19 protein-coding genes and 1 pseudogene are annotated in these 18,910 nt (G+C 39.1%); 10 read left to right on the forward strand and 10 right to left on the reverse strand.

Annotated features, from left to right (window positions below; all coding sequences use genetic code 11):
- Nucleotides 1-6: 6 nt before the first annotated feature.
- The 3 genes from HC725_RS04455 to HC725_RS04465 form a co-directional block, all read right to left on the reverse strand.
- Complete coding sequence (locus tag HC725_RS04455; RefSeq protein ID WP_190330579.1) at nucleotides 7-1,488, reverse strand: FAD-dependent oxidoreductase; 1,482 nt, start codon at nucleotides 1,486-1,488, stop codon at nucleotides 7-9.
- A 349-nt stretch (nucleotides 1,489-1,837) separates the two neighbouring features.
- Nucleotides 1,838-4,300: an FtsX-like permease family protein gene (locus HC725_RS04460; protein ID WP_190330714.1), complete on the reverse strand. Its 2,463-nt coding sequence runs from the start codon at nucleotides 4,298-4,300 to the stop codon at nucleotides 1,838-1,840.
- Nucleotides 4,301-4,359: 59 nt separating this feature from the next.
- Nucleotides 4,360-5,124 carry an ABC transporter ATP-binding protein gene (locus HC725_RS04465; protein ID WP_190330580.1) on the reverse strand — a complete coding sequence of 255 codons (765 nt, stop codon included), beginning with the start codon at nucleotides 5,122-5,124 and terminating at the stop codon, nucleotides 4,360-4,362.
- Here HC725_RS04465 and tesA point away from each other — a divergent pair.
- From tesA to HC725_RS04495, 6 genes and pseudogenes are all read left to right on the forward strand, one after another.
- Nucleotides 5,123-5,750, forward strand: a pseudogene (gene tesA / locus HC725_RS04470) (multifunctional acyl-CoA thioesterase I/protease I/lysophospholipase L1). The gene HC725_RS04465 and the pseudogene tesA overlap by 2 nt on opposite strands.
- Before the next feature lie 245 nt (nucleotides 5,751-5,995).
- Complete coding sequence (fabV, locus tag HC725_RS04475) at nucleotides 5,996-7,195, forward strand: enoyl-ACP reductase FabV (protein WP_190330581.1); 1,200 nt, start codon at nucleotides 5,996-5,998, stop codon at nucleotides 7,193-7,195.
- Nucleotides 7,196-7,397: 202 nt separating this feature from the next.
- The gene (locus HC725_RS04480) at nucleotides 7,398-9,050 is read left to right on the forward strand and encodes an ABC-ATPase domain-containing protein (protein ID WP_190330582.1); all 1,653 of its coding nucleotides are present in this window, start codon (nucleotides 7,398-7,400) and stop codon (nucleotides 9,048-9,050) included.
- Nucleotides 9,051-9,157: 107 nt separating this feature from the next.
- Nucleotides 9,158-9,673, forward strand: a complete 516-nt coding sequence (locus HC725_RS04485) for a YgjP-like metallopeptidase domain-containing protein (protein ID WP_190330583.1) — start codon at nucleotides 9,158-9,160, stop codon at nucleotides 9,671-9,673.
- Between the two features lie 80 nt (nucleotides 9,674-9,753).
- Nucleotides 9,754-9,918 (forward strand): hypothetical protein, encoded by a 165-nt coding sequence (locus HC725_RS04490; protein ID WP_190330584.1) that lies wholly within the window; start codon nucleotides 9,754-9,756, stop codon nucleotides 9,916-9,918.
- Between the two features lie 170 nt (nucleotides 9,919-10,088).
- Nucleotides 10,089-10,895, forward strand: a complete 807-nt coding sequence (locus HC725_RS04495) for a Cof-type HAD-IIB family hydrolase (RefSeq protein ID WP_190330585.1) — start codon at nucleotides 10,089-10,091, stop codon at nucleotides 10,893-10,895.
- Nucleotides 10,896-11,045: 150 nt separating this feature from the next.
- Here HC725_RS04495 and HC725_RS04500 read toward each other — a convergent pair whose 3' ends face one another.
- From HC725_RS04500 to hutX, 7 genes are all read right to left on the reverse strand, one after another.
- On the reverse strand, nucleotides 11,046-11,519 hold the full coding sequence (locus HC725_RS04500) for a LabA-like NYN domain-containing protein (RefSeq protein WP_190330586.1): 474 nt from the start codon (nucleotides 11,517-11,519) through the stop codon (nucleotides 11,046-11,048).
- Between the two features lie 63 nt (nucleotides 11,520-11,582).
- Nucleotides 11,583-11,957, reverse strand: a complete 375-nt coding sequence (gene cutA / locus HC725_RS04505) for a divalent-cation tolerance protein CutA (RefSeq protein ID WP_190330587.1) — start codon at nucleotides 11,955-11,957, stop codon at nucleotides 11,583-11,585.
- A 48-nt stretch (nucleotides 11,958-12,005) separates the two neighbouring features.
- Nucleotides 12,006-13,703 carry an SgrR family transcriptional regulator gene (locus HC725_RS04510; RefSeq protein ID WP_190330588.1) on the reverse strand — a complete coding sequence of 566 codons (1,698 nt, stop codon included), beginning with the start codon at nucleotides 13,701-13,703 and terminating at the stop codon, nucleotides 12,006-12,008.
- Between the two features lie 140 nt (nucleotides 13,704-13,843).
- Nucleotides 13,844-14,080 carry a DUF3389 family protein gene (locus HC725_RS04515; RefSeq protein WP_190330589.1) on the reverse strand — a complete coding sequence of 79 codons (237 nt, stop codon included), beginning with the start codon at nucleotides 14,078-14,080 and terminating at the stop codon, nucleotides 13,844-13,846.
- Complete coding sequence (locus tag HC725_RS04520; protein WP_190330590.1) at nucleotides 14,080-14,496, reverse strand: hotdog fold thioesterase; 417 nt, start codon at nucleotides 14,494-14,496, stop codon at nucleotides 14,080-14,082. Before HC725_RS04520 ends, HC725_RS04515 begins: the two co-directional genes overlap by 1 nt.
- Before the next feature lie 432 nt (nucleotides 14,497-14,928).
- Entirely contained in the window at nucleotides 14,929-15,459 is a 531-nt protein-coding gene (gene hutZ / locus HC725_RS04525) for a heme utilization protein HutZ (protein ID WP_190330591.1), read from the reverse strand.
- An 11-nt stretch (nucleotides 15,460-15,470) separates the two neighbouring features.
- Nucleotides 15,471-15,977: a heme utilization cystosolic carrier protein HutX gene (gene hutX / locus HC725_RS04530; protein WP_190330715.1), complete on the reverse strand. Its 507-nt coding sequence runs from the start codon at nucleotides 15,975-15,977 to the stop codon at nucleotides 15,471-15,473.
- A 190-nt stretch (nucleotides 15,978-16,167) separates the two neighbouring features.
- Between hutX and HC725_RS04535 the strand changes: the two genes are divergently transcribed.
- From HC725_RS04535 to HC725_RS04550, 4 genes are read left to right on the forward strand one after another with little or no spacing between them, the layout of a single operon-like run.
- The gene (locus HC725_RS04535) at nucleotides 16,168-16,899 is read left to right on the forward strand and encodes an energy transducer TonB (protein ID WP_342365921.1); all 732 of its coding nucleotides are present in this window, start codon (nucleotides 16,168-16,170) and stop codon (nucleotides 16,897-16,899) included.
- 2 nt (nucleotides 16,900-16,901) lie between these two features.
- Entirely contained in the window at nucleotides 16,902-17,597 is a 696-nt protein-coding gene (locus HC725_RS04540) for a MotA/TolQ/ExbB proton channel family protein (RefSeq protein ID WP_190330592.1), read from the forward strand.
- Nucleotides 17,594-18,010, forward strand: a complete 417-nt coding sequence (locus HC725_RS04545) for an ExbD/TolR family protein (protein ID WP_190330593.1) — start codon at nucleotides 17,594-17,596, stop codon at nucleotides 18,008-18,010. Before HC725_RS04540 ends, HC725_RS04545 begins: the two co-directional genes overlap by 4 nt.
- Nucleotides 18,010-18,909 (forward strand): hemin ABC transporter substrate-binding protein, encoded by a 900-nt coding sequence (locus HC725_RS04550; protein ID WP_190330717.1) that lies wholly within the window; start codon nucleotides 18,010-18,012, stop codon nucleotides 18,907-18,909. The genes HC725_RS04545 and HC725_RS04550 overlap by 1 nt, the downstream gene beginning before the upstream one ends.
- Nucleotide 18,910: the final 1 nt, after the last annotated feature.

The raw sequence follows: 18,910 nt of genomic DNA on the forward strand, positions 1-18,910 counted from the left end.
TTAAAATCAACCAGTTTGGTTCACCCCACCAATTCCTGCCAACGCGGTTGGATAATGCCTTTCTTTTGCTAATTCAAAGGCTTTTTCTAATACTTCGCCTAAGTTCAACTGAGTTGAAACAGGGTTAGCAATTAATTCCGCATTATTTTGAATATACCCGTTATTACGCAGCTCAACTTCAACTTGCTTAGCCGCTTCAATGGCGGAAGAGGCTTTAACAATTTCTAGTCGTGCGTAATTATCACCCACAAATGAAACACTGGCTGCTCGTAATGAAATATCAGATCCAGGAACTTGTTGCGCACCAAATAAAGGTTTTCCTCCTATTTTGGCGCTAGAAAAGCTAGGGATAAATTGTGCCATATGAGTGATGGCTTTATTAGTGCGTTCAACTTGCTCAGCATCATCCCAACCTCGAATAATTTTATTAATAAGGTAAGCAGGTAATTTAGGTTGAGAGCTTTCTTCGGTTGATTTAGCCACACCATCACTAAACAAAGTGATATCTTCTGTCATACCATGAAGTTGAAAATAACCGTCAGGATAAGGCGTTAATTGCGCCATCCCTTGTGGAGTACCTCGTTCACCATGAAATATAACCTCTGGCCACATTCCATTATGCTCAGGCCATTGAGCTACATAAGCGGCTTTGAATTCAACTAAACGAGAGCGTGGTGCTTTGATCCAGTCATCAACAGTGCCAGTTTGATACCCAGAAGCATTAATTAAATAATCCACATCAACAGATTTATTCTGCCCACTCGCGCCCGTCACAGGAGAAACCGATGGTTGAAAATGAATTTTCCAACCGGATTGACCCTTTTGATTAATTGACTCATTCACGCCAGTAACCGTGGTTCCAGTATGAACATGGCAATTAGAAAGTTGTTGTAAAGAAATATTCACAGTTGCCGATAAGCGAAATACACTTAGTCCATATTCTTGTACTAACACAACTGGAAATTTAAGTAAGTTCAAATCCACTTGTTTAGCAAAAGGTATCATCCATTCATCTAAACTGGCTTCAGTAATATCATCAGAACTCGGTGCATCCATTTCAGCCAACCTTTCAAGGTCAGCTTTAGAATAGAGCTTATAATAATGATTAGGGTTTCCAAGCACTTGATTAGATGGATCATTTATAACAAGTTCTTGATATGCTTGCTTAATCACATCTAAGCGTGGCAATAGATCTTCTGGCTGACCTGCATCTTTTTGGGGAACTGCAATAACCGTCGGGCGAATATTTAAGGTATGACGATAAAGTTTAACCGTTTCTATCGATTCTTTTAGCAGTTGAACACACTGTTGTTGCGAGATTTCACGATATAAATTGCCACCTGCATGTAAATGACAAATTGGAGGTCCGTCGACCAAACTAGGACCACGTTCAAAGACAGAAACGTTCAAGCCCAACTCAGCAAAATGCAAAGCAGCCGTAGCACCTGCAATTCCACCACCAATAATACCTATATGAGGTGCTGACATAGTATTAATTAACAATCCTAAACTTAAACCCAATACTTGGGAGCATATAATTCACTACCATAATGCGATATCACAGTACGTTATGAAAACCTGTCGATTACCCTATCATTTTACTCAAGTTTTTCGAGAAATAATTGAAAATATATTAAATTATTTTATTAAAAATATTTGAAATAAACCTTGACTCATTCTATTCACTTTTCCGTTTTTGGTGAAATGTGCATAACCAAATTTCGATAACAATTGTATCTCGTGGCCTACAAGCTAACCGCCTTAATATAGTAAATGAGTTATCCCAATATTTATCCACCGTTTTTGTGGATAACTCATAATCCTATTAACACTGACTCTAATCGTTAACTTTATTCATTGGGATTAATAATTGACGAATTAACGTTTTCAGCACCAAGGCTAAAGTAACAAAAGCCAATGCAGGTAAACTAACCCACAGCCCCCAATGCCAACTAGGGTCGAGCTCAAAGCCCCATTTCATAATACTCGCAACACTGGCTTCTGCGCCCATACATGCCACTAGCCCTGCGATTAATGCCATGATGCCATATTCATACCACACCGTTCTACTAATGCGCTTACGGCTCGCGCCTAACGTTCGGTACAAACGAATTTCTTGCTGACGTTGCGATAAACTCAACCGAAGTAAGGTAAAAATAAGCAGTAAACCAGCCACCACACCTAAACCCGCCAACACGGTGATCGACCAAACTATTTGAGTCAGCAGAACTTGAATTTTCCCTGCCATGGTTCGAATGTCCATCAAACTCACGGTGGGGAAATCACGCGATAATGTATTTAAAAAAGTATTAGCATCAGTTTGATTATCAGCTGTAGATGCCGACGTTGAACTTTCTGGCGCTTTAAAACTGACAAGCCAAGTGCCGGGAATATCTTTTAAAACATCAGGTGTAAAAATAAAGTAGAAATTCGGCTTCATTTCACGCCAATGCACTTTACGGATAGTGTTAATTTTTGCACTTACCGTTTGACTGCTGATCACAAATGAAACGCTATCGCCGATTTTTAAACCGAGATCGTCTGCGACACCGGACTCCACGGAAACACTCCCCGGCTCGCCCCATGCTCCTTCAAGTAAATCATTACTTTCTGGCAGCGTGTCAGCCCAAGTAAAATTGAGCTCACGACGTAATGAATCACTTTTATCCTCACCATGCGCGTATTCTTTCGCATCCTCTCCGTTGATTTTGCTGATTCGACCACGAATGATCGGATACGCTTGTGAACGAATAAGCTTCGCATCATCTAGATGTTGTAAATACGCATCTTTTTCATAATCGGCAATGTTAAGTGCAAATACATTCGGAGCATCCGGAGGTAGAGTTTGCTGCCAATCACTGAGTAAATCACTACGAACCAACCAAATCATCGCAATCAGCATTAATGACAACGCCAGTGCGCCAAATTGAATACCGCTCGCAATCGATGAGCGGTTAATCCGACTCAAAGCCAGTTTTAATGCTGGAGATGTGGGGATTTTTTGCAACAGGCGAGCTAAACATAAACTAATAATGGCGAGTAAAATAAACAATATCACGATACTAGCAAGCACCATCCACACCAAAGTATTACCACCATAAGCCAGTATTAATAACCCCAATGGCAATAGTACCAAGCTCCATGCTTTCTTCGATATTCGAGTCGGTGTTGCTTGCATAACAGAGGCCGCAGACGTGTTTAGTAATCCCAACAATGGTATCCCTAATACGGGAATACCGATGGCAAAACAGGTTCCGGTTGACAATATTAACGGCATCCAACCATAACTTGGCAAAGGATCAGGCAATACATCGGTAAGAGGAATTCGCAACAATATTTCCAAGATGATGCCAATAACAGCCCCAGCTACAATGCCAATCACAAACAAGCTACCAATTTGCAGCGTAAGCCAACGAATAAGCCAAGGTTTTTGAGCGCCTAAACTTTTAAGCATGGCAATAGTTTGACGACGACTCGCAACATAATGTTGGCAGGTTAAAACTAACGTAATAGCCGCCATCACAATGACAATCGCCACGGTTAGAGAGAGATATTGTTTAGTACGGTCAAAAACTTCTGATGTGCGACTCTGAGAGTCTTGGTCAACCCAACGATCGCTTGGCGTTAAAGACAAATCTTTTTTTAATCCATCAATTTGAGCTGTGGAAGCATTAATAAATAAACGGAAACTGACACGGCTACCTACTTGTACTGCACCCGTTTTAGCCACATCCGACTGATGAATATACACACTTGGCATTTGTTGGAATGGGTTGAAGGCTAGTCCTGGCTCTTGGGTAACTTCTCCTGAGACTTTAAAATCGGCATCACCAATTGTGACATTGTCACCAATTTTCACTTGTAACTGCTCCATGACTCTAGGCTCAAGCCATAATTGATTTGAACTGACATGGTTTAAACGTTCGTCACCACATTGTAATTCCATATTGCCACGTAATGGATAAGCAGTATCGACCGCTTTTACCGTCACCAATTGCATGCTGTTGTTACTAAATGCCATCGTCGCAAAGCGCGTCAATGTTGCAGTAGATAGTGCTTGCTTGTGAGTTTCATCGAGTAAGGTTTTAGGTAAAGGGTTCGATGATTGAAAAACTGTATCAGCTGTTAAGGCATTTTTTCCCTGCATCATCACCACTTGATCAAGTCTATCGGCCAAAGCTGCCAGACCAAATACACAAGCAATAATGAGCGTTAATGCCATTGCCACTGGCCATAATTGACCATGTTTGATTTCGCGCCAACTCCATTTTAATAACGCTTTGTTCGGTAAAGATCGCACCGTATTAATATTTTTATTTATCCCAGGATTTTGTACATTATTGACTGGAGAGTGTTTCATTATTTCTCCTTAGAATCTTGGTCACGATGTTCTTCTAAATATCCAGCTTGCATATGAAAAATACGGTCACAACGTTTGGCAAGATCGCCGTCATGCGTCACTAATACTAGAGTGGTACCGTGAGCTTTATTTAATTCGAACAATTGCTCAATGATATTCGCAGCGGTAATTTGATCCAGATTTCCAGTCGGTTCATCAGCAAACAAAATCTGAGGTTTAATCATAAATGCTCTTGCCAATGCAACACGTTGTTGCTCTCCACCGGATAATTGATTTGGTGTATGGTGAATACGATCTTTTAAACCCACTTCCGTTAACAGCGTTGTCGCACGCCCAATATCTTCATTCTCACCTTTTAGCAAACATGGCAAGGTGACATTTTCTAATGCTGAAAGAGTGGGAATAAGTAAAAAACTTTGAAAAACGAACCCAATAGCATCACTTCTCAGCGCCGCTCTCGCTTCATCATCTAATTGAGATAATCTCTTACCTAATAAACTTATCTCACCCGTTGTAGGTGTATCTAATCCAGCCAATAAGGTCATTAATGTCGATTTACCCGCGCCAGAGGTTCCAACTAATGCCACACTTTCTCCTGCATAAATAGAAAGATCAACATCATGTAAAATTGTTAACTGCTCTTGCTTGGTACTCACCACTTTTGCTACGCTTTTTGCTGTGATAACGGCTACCTTTTTAGGATCTGACACGGTAGACTCAGTGATTATATCTGTGAGTTTATTTGCTATAGGTGATTGAGACATGGTGAGAATATTTTCCTTATTGATGATGTTATTTATAACGTCATTAGCACAAGTGAACATGGTGCAAGCAAGCCAAAAAAATCCAACCATTTTGATACTTGGAGATAGCTTGAGTGCCGGCTACCAAATGTCTATCGAACAAAGCTGGCCTGCATTATTACCAGAGCAATTACAAACTAAAGGTAATAAAAGCCAAGGTTATTAACGGCAGCATTTCAGGCGACACAACGGGTAATGGTCTTGCTCGTCTGCCCTCACTACTAGCCCAATATAATCCCGATTGGGTGCTCATTGAATTAGGGGCTAACGATGGGCTACGCGGTTTTCCTCCTGCAACCATTACTCGTAACCTCACTCAAATCATTAAACTGAGTAAAGATGCTGGTAGCCAAGTTGCGCTGATGCAGATAATGGTTCCACCTAATTATGGTAAACGTTATACCCAAGCTTTCTCTCATTTATACCCTGAATTAGCCAAACAACAAAACATCCCTTTATTACCTTTTTTTCTAAAAGATATCATCGTCAAACCTGAATGGATGAAAGAAGACGGTTTGCATCCAAAAGAGGAAGCACAACCGTGGATCGCCCAATTCATGGCGACTCAGCTGCAATCAATACTGTGAATACAATAGCCAATACGAATTTGTGATGGTAATGGTTCACTTTATAATGAAGCTATTTCATCCTGAGTAACCGCGGTTATTGTTGATTTCATTTATGATCTGAAACAATTTTTTTCCTTTTATTTCAAATAAAAGCCATTTATACCCTTTTTGCTCAATAAAAATTTTCGAAAATAAATTTATCCTGAACCTATAATTTTTTATCAATATATTTCATCCCCAAAAAGACATATATAGGATCACATATGGTCATTGAACCCATCATTAAAGGCGTCGTTGCTCGTTCTGCTCATCCTTACGGGTGTAGATCTGCGGTTAAGCAACAAATTAATTACGTAAAACAAGCTGCATCAATCAAAAATGGTCCTAAACGCGTGCTAATTTTGGGTTCCTCTTCGGGCTTTGGTTTAGCTTCACGTATTGCTCTTACTTTTGGTGGTAGTCAAGCTGATACCATTGGCGTGTCATTTGAACGCGGCCCATCAGATAAAGGCGTTGGAAGTGCGGGTTGGTATAACAATATTTTCTTCAAGCAAGAAGCCGAAAAAGAAGGAAGAATTGCAATCAATATTATAGGTGATGCGTTTGCTAAGGAGACTCGCGAGCAAGTCATCGAAGCAATTGAAACCTACTTTGAAGGTGAAGTAGACCTAGTTATTTATAGCCTAGCAACAGGGGTACGCCCTGACCACAATACCGGAAATAAATGGGTATCGAGCATTAAACCAATTGGTGACAGCGTCACTGGCGCGACCGTGTTATTAGAAGATGACTCATGGCTTGAGAGTACTATTGAACCGGCAACGGATATTGAAATTGAATCCACAATAAAAGTTATGGGTGGATCCGATTGGGAAAGCTGGATAGATACATTGATCAACAATGAATCACTAGCTGAAGGCTGTAAAACCGTTGCATTTTCTTATATTGGCAGCGAGGCCAATTATCCTATTTATCGTGATGGTACACTTGGCTGGGCAAAAGTTGATTTACACCAAGCTAGCCATTCTCTTAACTTAAAAATGGCCAATTTTAATGGCTCTGCACATGTGAGTGTTTGCAAGGCCCTAGTGACCAAAGCCAGTGTGTTCATCCCAACATTAACGCCTTATCTCATTGCGCTATACAAAGCGATGAAAGATAACGGAACTCATGAAGGTTGCATTGAACAAATGCAGCGTTTATTTACCACCAAGCTCTATGGTCAAAAAATTATCCCCGTAGATGCTGAACGTTTAATCCGAATTGATGATCTAGAAATGGATGCTAATATCCAAGCCCGAGTTAAGATCATAATGGAAAGCATGACTGCTGATAATTTTAAATCTATTGGTGATTATCAAGCAGTGAAAAAAGAGTTCATGCAAGCCAATGGATTTGAACTTGAAGGTGTCGATTATACGCAAGATATTTCAATTGAAGAATTACAAGCGTTAGCAAAATAAACAACTAAAGCAAAGCCGATATAGGATTAAACTGCGATTGAGAACCGAAGAAGGTCATCTTAAACTTCTTCGGCTCTCGGATCCTGTCTTCCGGCACCATCGCCTTCTCCTCTACGCCCTTAATCTCTTCGCCTAAAACCCAATTCAGGTTATACTCAGCGCCATTATTTTGCCCCACCCAAAAAAGCGAAACTGATATTTTATGGAAAACCTGATCTACACTCTGAAAAGCATCGAAAAACAAAACTATCGTGCCTATCAACAAATTAAAGGCCAATATGATTTTACTGATTTCGATCTTTTCATCGATACAGTTCAAGGTGATCCGCATGCCACCGCTTCTCGACTGCGCGCTAAACGTGCTTGGTCATTGACCGATCTACAGTGGTTGCAAGAAGAATCGGAAGATTATCAACGCGCTGCTCGCGATTATATTGCTCGTTATTTTTCTAAATTAGCACAACCAGAAGCCACGGTTGATATCGCATTTAATGGGCAAACGATCTTAGACCATACCGCGGTATTATTTACCCAAGAAGGCATTGAACTACGCTTTCGAGTGAACCTGCCTGCCGATGGTCGACAAATTTTAGGCAAAAAAGCCATTAATATTCTGACTTTTCATTTGCCTAAGTTTATTCGCCGCGCCACTCTTGCACGTGAAATCGATATTGAAGCTTTAAAACGTCATTGTGAAATTACTGAAGATCAAGTTGCCCTACGCAGTCAACTAGCGGCTAATAACTTAGTGGCATTTGTGGCTGATAATAGTGTCTTGCCACGTGTTTCTGGTGATTGCGATCTACCAATGAAAGAAGCCATTACCTTTACCGCACCAGATTCTTTAGCCATCACACTCCATACACCACACCGTGGTCATATCCGTGGTTTAGGAATTCCTAAAGGTATTACCCTAATTGTGGGCGGTGGTTACCATGGTAAATCAACATTATTAACCGCTATTGAACGCTCGATCTATGATCATATTCCAACAGATGGCCGTGAATATATTGTTACCGATCCGCAAGCAATGAAAATCCGTGCCGAAGATGGTCGCAGCGTTCATAATTTGAATTTATCTAATTATATAAATCACTTACCAATGGGGAAAGATACTACTAATTTTTCAACCCAAGATGCTTCCGGTTCGACCTCTCAAGCGGCTTGGCTACAAGAGTCTTTAGAAGCTGGCGCGAGTACGATTTTAATAGATGAAGATACCTCGGCTACCAATTTCATGATCCGTGATGAGCGAATGCAAGCACTCGTTTCTAAAGGGGATGAACCTATCACACCACTCGTCGATCGTATTGGCCAGTTGCGTGATGAACAAGGTGTATCCTCCATTATTGTTATGGGCGGATCTGGTGATTACTTTGATATTGCGGATACTGTCATTCAAATGCATGATTACCAAGTACTTGATGTTACTCAAAAAGCAAAGCAAGTAGTTGAGCAACATCCAAGTCAGCGCAACCATGAAGTGGAAAGCGAACTTGTCGCGCACCCTGCTCGTTCATTCCAAAATGCTTGCTTGCAAAAAATCTTAGCGGAAGGAAAATTCCGAATTCAAGGCAAAGGTACACATACGCTTCGATTTGGTAAAGAACACGTTAACCTTTCGGCTTTGGAGCAAATGGAATCGATTTGTGAATTAAATACTATTGGTTGGTTGTGGTTCTTATTATCACAGCAACCAGGTTGGAGCGAGAACCCAGCTCAAGCATTCAAGCAATATTTAGAAGGCGATTGGCACGAAGCGCTACCTAATAATGGTGATTTAGCTAAACCAAGAACGCTTGATGTGATGGCTGCATTAAACCGCTTACGCAAAGCACAATTTAAAGCTTCATAATTTAAATTTATTTAAGGCTAAACTCTTAGTTAATAAGCTTATGATGCAAAAAATCCACAAAAATTGAACTCCCAGCACCAAGGCTGTGAGTTCAAATAAGAATAAGTATGACCAATAATCCAATACTTAAATACCTGCAAGGCTATCCTGAACAAGTGTTAACTCAGGTCGAGCAACTGATCAACAATGATAAGTTAAAGTCATGGCTGAACAATAAGTATCCTAAAATGCATGACCTCAAAACAGAAAAAGCTCTTTATGAATACACGATACAAATAAAAAATCGTTATTTGAAAAAATCTTCACCACTATCGAAGGTCATTTACGATCCTAAAATCCATATCGTTAATCATGCATTAGGCTTACATACCTTTGTTTCTCGTAATCACGGTGGAAAATTAAAAGCAAAAAATGAAATCCGTATTTCTTCCATTTTTAAAGATGCTCCCGAGCCACTGCTTAGAATGTTAGTAGTACATGAATTGGCGCACATTAAAGAAAAAGATCACGACAAGGCTTTTTATGCTTTATGTTGCCATATGGAACCTGATTATCACCAACTAGAATTTGATGCTCGTTTATTTTTAACTTATAAAGAAACCGTTAATACTCCATTAAAATAATGTAGAAAAAACACACAAAAACTTGATCAAGTTCAAATTAAGTGGTCTAATTGTGACGTAAATCACACTAAGGGGCTAACATGAACACGATTACATTTATAGCAGAACAACCTAAAAAAATCATCAGCAACCAATTTAAAAATGCGATGACAACTGCTCTGTATTTTGGGTTGCTTTACGGTTCTGCTTTTGCATTTATCGCGCTAACATCATTCACTTGGATTAATTTCAAATCCATCTACTAAACTGTTAATCTAACGACTCTAGTTAGATTAGGTTTATAGCCGATATACATAACGCCTACTCTGTAATGAAGTACTCAACTTCATTGATAGATGGGCGTTTTTTATTGGGCTTTATATAATAATCGTAGTTTTCTATATGATTTTTATTCCATTATTGAGTGAGTATTCAAATGTCATCACCTACAATCAAATTCATTGCAACCGATATGGATGGGACTTTACTGGATCAACATGGCAAGTTAGATCCTGATTTTTTCAACATTTTCACCCAACTTGAAGCCCAAAATATTATGTTTGCTGCCGCATCTGGGCGTCAATACTACAGCCTAGTGGAAAGCTTTCTTCCCATAAAAGATAGAATGATGTTTATTGCTGAAAATGGAACTTTAGTGATGCATCAGGATAAAGAATTGTATAGCTGCACCATCGATTCCCCTTCAATTAAAGAAATCATAAAACAAGCTCGTACCATTGCGGGTGCATATACTGTTTTATGTGGCAAAAAATCGGCTTATATTGAAACACAAGATCCAAAAGCATTAGAAGAAATACAAAAGTATTACCATCGTTGTGAATATGTAAATGACTTGCTAAGCGTTAAAGATGAATTTATCAAGGTCGCGATTTGCCATTTTGATGGAACCGCTGAAAATGTTCATCCAACAATCAATAATCTCTTTGGTAAGAGCCATAAAGTGGTGGTAAGCGCAAAAATTTGGCTCGATATTATGAACATCGAAGCATCTAAAGGCGATGCTATAAAGCACCTACAAAATACCTTAGGTTTTAGCTATGAAGAAACCATGAGCTTTGGTGATTATTTTAATGATATTGAAATGCTACAAGCTAGCTACCATTCCTATGCCGTTGATAATGCTCACGAAGAAGTGAAGAAATTTGCCCGTTTCAGTGCACCTAGTCACCGAGATTCTGGTGTATTACAAGTTATTCGAGCTTATCTTGTATCGCTAGAGTAAATGAGCCACTCTGTATGTCGATTATATTCTCTCTACTTAAGAAAACTCATTACTGGTGTTTTATACACTCAAAATAACCAGTAATGATATTCTGATGCCGCTTTCAATAATGAGTACTCTTAATTAAAAGCGGCTTCACATTCAAATCTATTAGAGTAGTAAATCTGATTGAATTGGGAAATATTCATCTGCCGCTTCAATTAATGAATTTGCAGTTAAACCAGGGACACCATAGACTTCTACTTTCTTACCGTAACGTTGCTGAATTCGCTTAGCGAGTAAGTCAAAGTCACCATCTCCAGATGCTATCACTATCACATCAGAAATTTCCGCTAATTCAATCGCATCCAACGCAATACCAACATCCCAATCACCTTTAGCGGAACCGTCTTGTCTTTGAATGAACGGTTTTAGTTTCACTTCAAAACCAATCCCTCGCAAAATATTGTGGAATTGTTTTTGCTTATCATCACTGCGAGCAATCGCATAAGCATTGGCATGAATTAAAGTGCGATCTTTCATCACTTTTGCCCAAAAAGCGTTGTAATCAAAGTGGCGTTGATAAATATCACGAGTGGTGTAATAAATGTTTTGTACATCAACTAAAATCGAGACTGTTTGCATAAAAATCCATAGTTAAAAAATAATTGGCTGACAATGGCCAACCTATGAGATATGAGCTATTCGCTATGAGATATCAGGTTGAGCGTGTTTGTTTATCCATTGCAAATATTCAGAGTATCCTGTTTCAATTGGTAGCATGATAATTTGCGGTACTTGATAAGTATTTAAATCCAAAATCAAATGCTCGACTTCTTTATATTGAGTTTTAACCATTTTAATAATAAGCAGGGATTCTTGATCGTGATTCACTTCACCATGCCACTGGTAATAACTTGAAATAGGTAAGACTTGTACACATGCTGCTAGTTGTTTTTCAAGAAGTTGCTCAATTAATAGTTGTGTGATTTCATCATCGTTCGTTGTAGTCAGTACAACTGCACAAGGCTGTAATCGACCCTGATCATTTTTTAAAATATCGCTATCGGTAATGACACTCATGGCAGTATCTCCTTTAAACAATTTCTAGATTATGACTCTTTGGGCTAGTTATTCAGGTTTAACCCATACTTGACTAAAATCGAACCAACCTAACGCATTACAAGTAGCATTTTGTAATGATCCACAATGATCTTGACCAACACCTAACCAGCAATGGAACATTGGAATAACTTGCTTACTTTGTACCAATTCTTTCGCTAATATTTTGGCTGGAAATGACGCTGAACTCTCGCCCCGCCAATCATTAATTAAACTTTGCCAGTTGTTAAATAATTCGGTTCTGCTCATTTTATCTATATCACTATAGCCGAGTAACCAACCCATCAACGCATCTTTTCGATTATTTGCTAATCCCATGGGTTTGAGCCAAAGATCGATTTCTTGAGGATGTTCAACCTCAACATCATATTTTATCGTTCTGATCTGAAGACCATCTTTTTTCAATAATGATTTAATCGCGGCTACCACATGAGGGAATAAAGGATGCATAGAGTGGTACGCAACCGTAATCATAGGCTTTGACATTTCCTCACTAAATGGTAATCGAATGTCAGTGTGATAAGTCCCACTATGATGCCAGCCGGGCTTTAAACCATGCGCATGAAGCAAACCAAGCTCTATTACTTTTTGATCCGGTATCTCTCGTAATAAACTAAAGGAATTCAAACGACTCGCAAAATATTCCGCCCAAAGTGGATCTTTCGCCAGTCCCGTCGCTTGGTTTAATAATAAGTAAGTACAACCAGGATCAAGCTCAACATCAATAAATTGCCCTTCTTTGGGTTTCATAGGATTGGTTAGACTTGGATAAACCATCGAAGAATGTGATTCATCAATCACCCATACTTCAACTCGCTCAATGAGAGGTCGATAACCAAAATATTGGTCATGAGCTTCTAGTACTAATCGAGTTTCATCGTTGCGAGTGACTCTATATGGCCCTGTACCATTTGGGATTAAATCAAATAAATCAGAACGTTCTGATGCGCTAGGTAAAATTTTAGCCAATGTTTCTGTTAATAATAATGGTAAATAGTGGTCAGCTTCATTTAATACAATATCGAGAGTGTTCGTTGCTGATGACATAACCGATTCGATATGTTGAAACAGTAGCATCGAACTCATCTTCTCAATACTTTCAATAACGTCATCCATTTGTAAACGATCACCACTATGAAATCGTACTCCTGAGCGTAAATAAAAGCGCCAGTGTGTTGGGGTAAGCATTTCCCAATGATGAGCGAGATCAGGTTGAACATTTTCTTGTTCATCAAGCTTTGTCAAACCACTAAATACTTGGTGAATAATATGTTGTTCAGATCGGCGAGTAGGTTTCACTGGATTCAGGTTGGCAAGTTGGCGGTAATAAGGCAAACGAACAACCTGCTCGCCTTCTAAATGACTGACACCTAAATAACTTTGGAATATTTGCGTTAAGCGTGAAGGATCATTATCTAATACCGATAAAGCATGACCAATCTTGCCTTCTTCTAAATACCGCTTAGCAAGATTCTCACTCACATCATATTTATTGCGTTTAAAAATAAGCTGAGATTGTTTTCCACGCCCGGCGGCTGGGATCCACTCTATCCAACCCTCTTCGGCTAACTTATTTAAAACAATGCGAGCGTTACGACGTGTACAGCACAAAATATCGGTCAAATCATCCAATTGAATAGCAGTATCTTCGCCTTGAAGATGCTCAAACAAACGCTCAAATTGAATACGTAAACGAGGACTGCTCATAAAGAGGAAACTCAACTATCTTGGGTTAGAAAAATATTTCCTAGATTAGCATGCTAAACAGAAGAATTCTTTGGCTAAGTGTCAAAGAATATACAAAGAAATTGCCTTATTTCATGAATGTCCGTGATGTAATAAATCCATCACTCCTGAATTGGCGTGCCAATAAAATCAGAAAGCTGCTGTAACTGCTCGAGAGAATCAAGCTGTACTGACCACTGGCACTGCATATCATAGGCGGTAACTATATTAGCACCACGACCGATCAAGGTTAGTGCATCGGTTTGAGCTTGTAAGGTTACCAACCCAACGCCTGTTAGTCGCACGACGATCTCGTGCATATTAGCTATTACTTTACCGTGTGAGAACTCAATGATCATTATCGAGATTTAACTGCCATCGTTATACGACTAGTACAAAGTAAGCGCTTCTCTTCATCAACAATTTCAATCTGCCACACTTGTGTTGATACACCAATATGAATGGGCCATGTGGTTCCAGTGACTAAGCCGCGGCGTTTGGCTCTGATGTGATTGGCGTTAATATCTAATCCTACGCAATACGAGTTATCATCCACACACATATTGGCAGCCAATGAACCCAACGTTTCAGCCAATACAACCGATGCGCCCCCATGCAACATACCAAGAGGCTGATGAGTAGTATGATCAACCGGCATAGTCGCACTAATGGTATTGTCACCTAAATCGGTATAAACGATATTCAGATGCTCCATCAACGTATTCTTAGAGGTTGCATTCAAAATATCGAGGCTAACTTCTTTCTTCCAAATCATAAATCATCCCATTCTTTTCTTACTATCAGGCATCCAATCAGTGTGTGAACTGAAACAAACGATCCGCTTTACAATATTCTTATCTATAGATAACTGCAAGATAACCAATTAAATACTGATATTTGTATCAATAAAAATTCGTCCTTTAAAGCTGTTCATCTTTTTGACGTAAATTAGATATTCAAATTATGAATGCGTTAAAGTGAGAAATGATTACACAAAACACGAAACCAATCTCATATATTAGTTTTCCAAATACACTATTGTTAATCTAGGTGTATTGTTTATAAACAATAACATCCCTAACCAATGGGAACACGACAATACCTTTGCTTGCAAGAATGGAAAAAGGGTCAGCTCATATGAACTGACCCTTTTTTCATTTATTTGTAGCCTGAAGATTGATAATCACATTATGATGATCATTGCTGCTTAACTATTTACCACTTTTTTATGCCCTTGCTCTAAATGCACCACATCAACTAAATCATCGCCAGAAACTTGAAATGCTTGACCAAAACCTTTTACAAATAAGCCTTTCTCTGGCTTTAAGCAAAAAAGTTTAAAATCTTCTAGCTGACTGAGGCTTGATACTATTTCACCGAAACGCGATTCCATTTGAGCAATAACGGCTTGCCATTGAATACTATTTCTCTCAACAACACTTGCCAATGCATCAAAAGTTAAACGTTTACGAGCAAAAAGTTGCTTCGCTGAGTCTTCATCTTCAATCAGCATTAAAGATACATTTGGGCTATCTAGCAAATTTCGTGCATGACGAGCAATCTCTGAAATCAAAACAAAGTAACCTTCTTTATTCGACACAAAAGGTGCATAGCTCACATTAGGTTTGCCATCTTTATCAATAGTAGCAAGTTGGATGGTTTTTCTTTCATCTCGAAACTCTTGGATTTCTGGCCCTAAACGACCTTGTAATCTTTCTTGTTTAACTTCGTTTTGCATAATTTATCCTTTTATAATGAGTTCAATGAGGACTGAAGTTGTTTGAATTTTTCAACTTGGTCTGGGAACAACACACGTTTATTGTCTCGACCTAAATAAACTTTAAAAATACTGTCACCTTGTTGATCAAAAAAGCCAAAATAATAGCTTTCTTTTCCACGGAACAGTTTAGAAATAAGGGCTACTTTAGACATGCTTTCAAGCTTTAAATGTCCGTGTAACTCACCTTCCCGCCCCATTAAATTATAATAACCATGCGCTACCTTTCCTTTTGGAAACGGAGCTTTAACTTCGAAAATAGACCCACCTGAATGTACAATGCTGGTCATCGGTCCCCAACCAACCAACTGTTCCAAAATACTTTGTGCATGGCTTCCCTCAATAATGATCGCCATCTCTTTAGGTAATGATGAAACCACGTCAAGCTCTGAAATATTGAGTTGTTGAGCAATACTGGCAGGTAATAAGCTAGGGTCCTCAGTAATGACGGCTAATACTGCATCTTTCATTCTATCCATATTTACCTCTGTCGCATCACTCTGCTGACTTAATTCCATTGGTACCGATTCCATTTAATAACCAACTATTCTGAATAAAAACATCATAATTTCGCGCAAATAATAATGCAAATGATAATTGATATTATTTGTATCTTGATCAATAATCCCGTCACTACATTTCTTCTAAGATCATTGATAAGGATATCTTGTGAATTTCAGTCGCTATACATTTTCAGCTGCCATTGCGATTGGCGCACATGTATTGATGGTAACTCAGTTAGATGACCAAAAAGCCTATGCAATGCCGGCAGGAAGCAATAGCACTAAAGTATCAGTTAATTTAATCGCTGCATCACCAAGTGTCATGTCCAATTCTTCAGCAGCGCCATTGACTAACGTACAAAAAAAAACCACTCCTGTAGAACCAAAACAAACCGCACCCAAATTGAAACCGATAGCTGAAAAAAAACCAAAATTAAGTAAGCCACTTAAACAAAACCATCCTTCGATTAAACCGGTACCAAAAAATAAAGTCACTACACAAACATCGACAAGGCCAGTTAAAAGCGTCAAAAAAATCGATACTCCAGTGACGAAAACAGAACACGCTACAAAAATGATGACCAAACAAGATGCAAAAAAAGGCGTCAGTGAACAACCTATTTTGATCGATCAGCCTGATTTCATGTCACCACCTACTAAGCCCCGCTACCCTCGCTTAGCTCAGCGTAAAGGTATTGAAGGGACTGCAACCTATGAAATCTGGCTTGATGAGACTGGCCAACAGATTAAACGCACATTAGTTTCATCGTCAGGTGCCAATATGCTAGATGAAGCAGCACTTGATGCAATTAAAAAATGGAAATTTACCCCAAGAAAGATCAACGGTATTTCCATGGCGCATCGTGTTCAGATCCCTATTCGATTTAAGTTGGATTAATAATGGCATTTATTTTACAGATTCAAACACAATTCGGTTTAATGGCTTGGCCATTGGCAATTTGCTCACTCCTAACTCTTATTATCATAATTGAACGCAGCCTCCATGTTGTACTCAATTTACATATTGGACGTAAGCAAATCTCCCAATATTTAAGCAACGTTGACCGTAATGATTCATTCCGAATATTTAAATTATCAGAGCAATTATCCGACAAGAAAGCATTACTCTATCAAGGTACAAGTCTGTTACTTCGTCAGCAACATACCCCAAAAGCATTACGTGAAGATATTGCAGAAATGTGGTTACAAGAGAAACGGTTACAACTCCAAAGTGGTTTGAAATTATTAACGCTGATCGGTGTAATTAGTCCATTAATAGGATTATTAGGAACGGTATTAGGCTTGATAGCTATGTTCAAAGGCGTCGCTGCAAGCACGGGTAATATTACTCCCAATGATCTGGCCGATGGTTTAGGGCTTGCAATGAGAACAACGGCTGCAGGTTTGATTGTTGCTCTACCAGCTATTTCGGCAGCGCAATTATTCACACTTTGGTCTGAACGAGTGATCTTTCGTTTAGAGCATGGATTGAATCGTCTTAATTTATGGTTAGAAGGTGTTGAACTTGCTAGTAGCAATAGACCGTATTTAGATCCCAAGGTTAATACCAACGATAAAGTAGCCAACCTATCATGATTCGTTCACAACGGTCTTATTCACCAACTGGATTAACGCCAGATCTAACCCCTTTATTGGATATTATTTTTATCGTAATGGTGTTTTTACTCCTCACCGCATCGGTCAAATTGAGCTCTCTAGAAGTTGATCTTCCCGATTCTGAACAATCAGTAGCCCAAGCAGTGGATAATAAATCGATCACACTTAATATCTTAAAAAAAGAACCGTTCTGGGCTATTGATGGCAAAGCAATGCCAGATTGGGAAAAATTTCAACTGTCGTTAGTTGCATTAGTCCAAAAGTCCCCTGATAAGCCAATTGTGATTGCGGCAGACAAGAGCGCAGAAATTCAGCATATCGTCAAATTATTCGCCTTTTTACATCAGCATAATATTGCTGCTACACAAATACTCATGGAAGATCCTAAATGATGAATTTCAAACCATTAATTACGCTACCTAAACCTTTTAATATCAGCATTTTTTTTCATCGAGTAACTTTTATAGTAGCTCTAACATTATTGCCACAAACAACGGTAATGGCTGCTGAACGAATCATAAGCGCAGGTGGTGCAGTCACTGAAATAATAGAAGCTTTAGGCGCGAGTGATCAATTAGTTGCTATCGATCTAACGAGTACTCAACCAACAAAATCTGAATTACCAGTAGTAGGTTATCATCGTCAGCTTTCAAGCGAGGGTTTACTTGCTCTCAACCCAAGTAGAATTATTGGATCCGATGAAATGGGTCCGGCTTCGACACTCAATACATTGAAAGAAGCTGGCGTGAAAATAAATGTGGTCAATAGCCAGAGTGATATTGATGGGTTATTAACACGAATAAATGAAATTGCTCAACTGACACATACGCAATCAAAAGCCCAATCATTAGAACGAGATATTCAAACGCAGGTAGCGCAGTTAGAACAAAAAAATCTTGAACAACAGAAAATAGCATCTGCGAAAAAGATTCTTTTCTTACTGATCCATGAAGGGAGACCTGCCAATGTTGCAGGAAGCAATACAACCCCTGATGCCATTATTAAACTTGTTGGTGGTGTGAATCCAGCGGCTGAGAAATTAGAGTCTTATAAGCCAATTTCAACTGAAGCCATGATTGAAATGCAACCTGATATTATTTTAGTTAGCGGCCGTAGCTTTGATAAATTAGGTGGTGCAGACGCTATCTTAAAAAAAATGCCACTACTGGCAGCAACTCCTGCTGGTCAATCTAAAAGTATTATTACCATTGATGGCCATGCTTTAGTCGGCGGTTTAGGGCTAAAAAGTTTAGCCGAAGCAAAACGAATCCAAGCTCTTATTTATCCTTAAC

Source organism: Vibrio sp. S17_S38 (assembly GCF_014694375.1).
Taxonomy (GTDB): domain Bacteria; phylum Pseudomonadota; class Gammaproteobacteria; order Enterobacterales; family Vibrionaceae; genus Vibrio.

Coding starts and splice junctions, on each gene's coding strand:
- HC725_RS04455 (WP_190330579.1), bottom strand. CDS start 1,488: ATGTCAGCACCTCATATAGGTATTATTGGTGGTGGAATTGCAGGTGCT.
- HC725_RS04465 (WP_190330580.1), bottom strand. CDS start 5,124: ATGTCTCAATCACCTATAGCAAATAAACTCACAGATATAATCACTGAG.
- fabV (WP_190330581.1), top strand. CDS start 5,996: ATGGTCATTGAACCCATCATTAAAGGCGTCGTTGCTCGTTCTGCTCAT.
- HC725_RS04480 (WP_190330582.1), top strand. CDS start 7,398: ATGGAAAACCTGATCTACACTCTGAAAAGCATCGAAAAACAAAACTAT.
- HC725_RS04485 (WP_190330583.1), top strand. CDS start 9,158: ATGACCAATAATCCAATACTTAAATACCTGCAAGGCTATCCTGAACAA.
- HC725_RS04490 (WP_190330584.1), top strand. CDS start 9,754: ATGAACACGATTACATTTATAGCAGAACAACCTAAAAAAATCATCAGC.
- HC725_RS04495 (WP_190330585.1), top strand. CDS start 10,089: ATGTCATCACCTACAATCAAATTCATTGCAACCGATATGGATGGGACT.
- HC725_RS04500 (WP_190330586.1), bottom strand. CDS start 11,519: ATGCAAACAGTCTCGATTTTAGTTGATGTACAAAACATTTATTACACC.
- cutA (WP_190330587.1), bottom strand. CDS start 11,957: ATGAGTGTCATTACCGATAGCGATATTTTAAAAAATGATCAGGGTCGA.
- HC725_RS04510 (WP_190330588.1), bottom strand. CDS start 13,703: ATGAGCAGTCCTCGTTTACGTATTCAATTTGAGCGTTTGTTTGAGCAT.
- HC725_RS04515 (WP_190330589.1), bottom strand. CDS start 14,080: ATGATCATTGAGTTCTCACACGGTAAAGTAATAGCTAATATGCACGAG.
- HC725_RS04520 (WP_190330590.1), bottom strand. CDS start 14,496: ATGATTTGGAAGAAAGAAGTTAGCCTCGATATTTTGAATGCAACCTCT.
- hutZ (WP_190330591.1), bottom strand. CDS start 15,459: ATGCAAAACGAAGTTAAACAAGAAAGATTACAAGGTCGTTTAGGGCCA.
- hutX (WP_190330715.1), bottom strand. CDS start 15,977: ATGGATAGAATGAAAGATGCAGTATTAGCCGTCATTACTGAGGACCCT.
- HC725_RS04540 (WP_190330592.1), top strand. CDS start 16,902: ATGGCATTTATTTTACAGATTCAAACACAATTCGGTTTAATGGCTTGG.
- HC725_RS04545 (WP_190330593.1), top strand. CDS start 17,594: ATGATTCGTTCACAACGGTCTTATTCACCAACTGGATTAACGCCAGAT.
- HC725_RS04550 (WP_190330717.1), top strand. CDS start 18,010: ATGAATTTCAAACCATTAATTACGCTACCTAAACCTTTTAATATCAGC.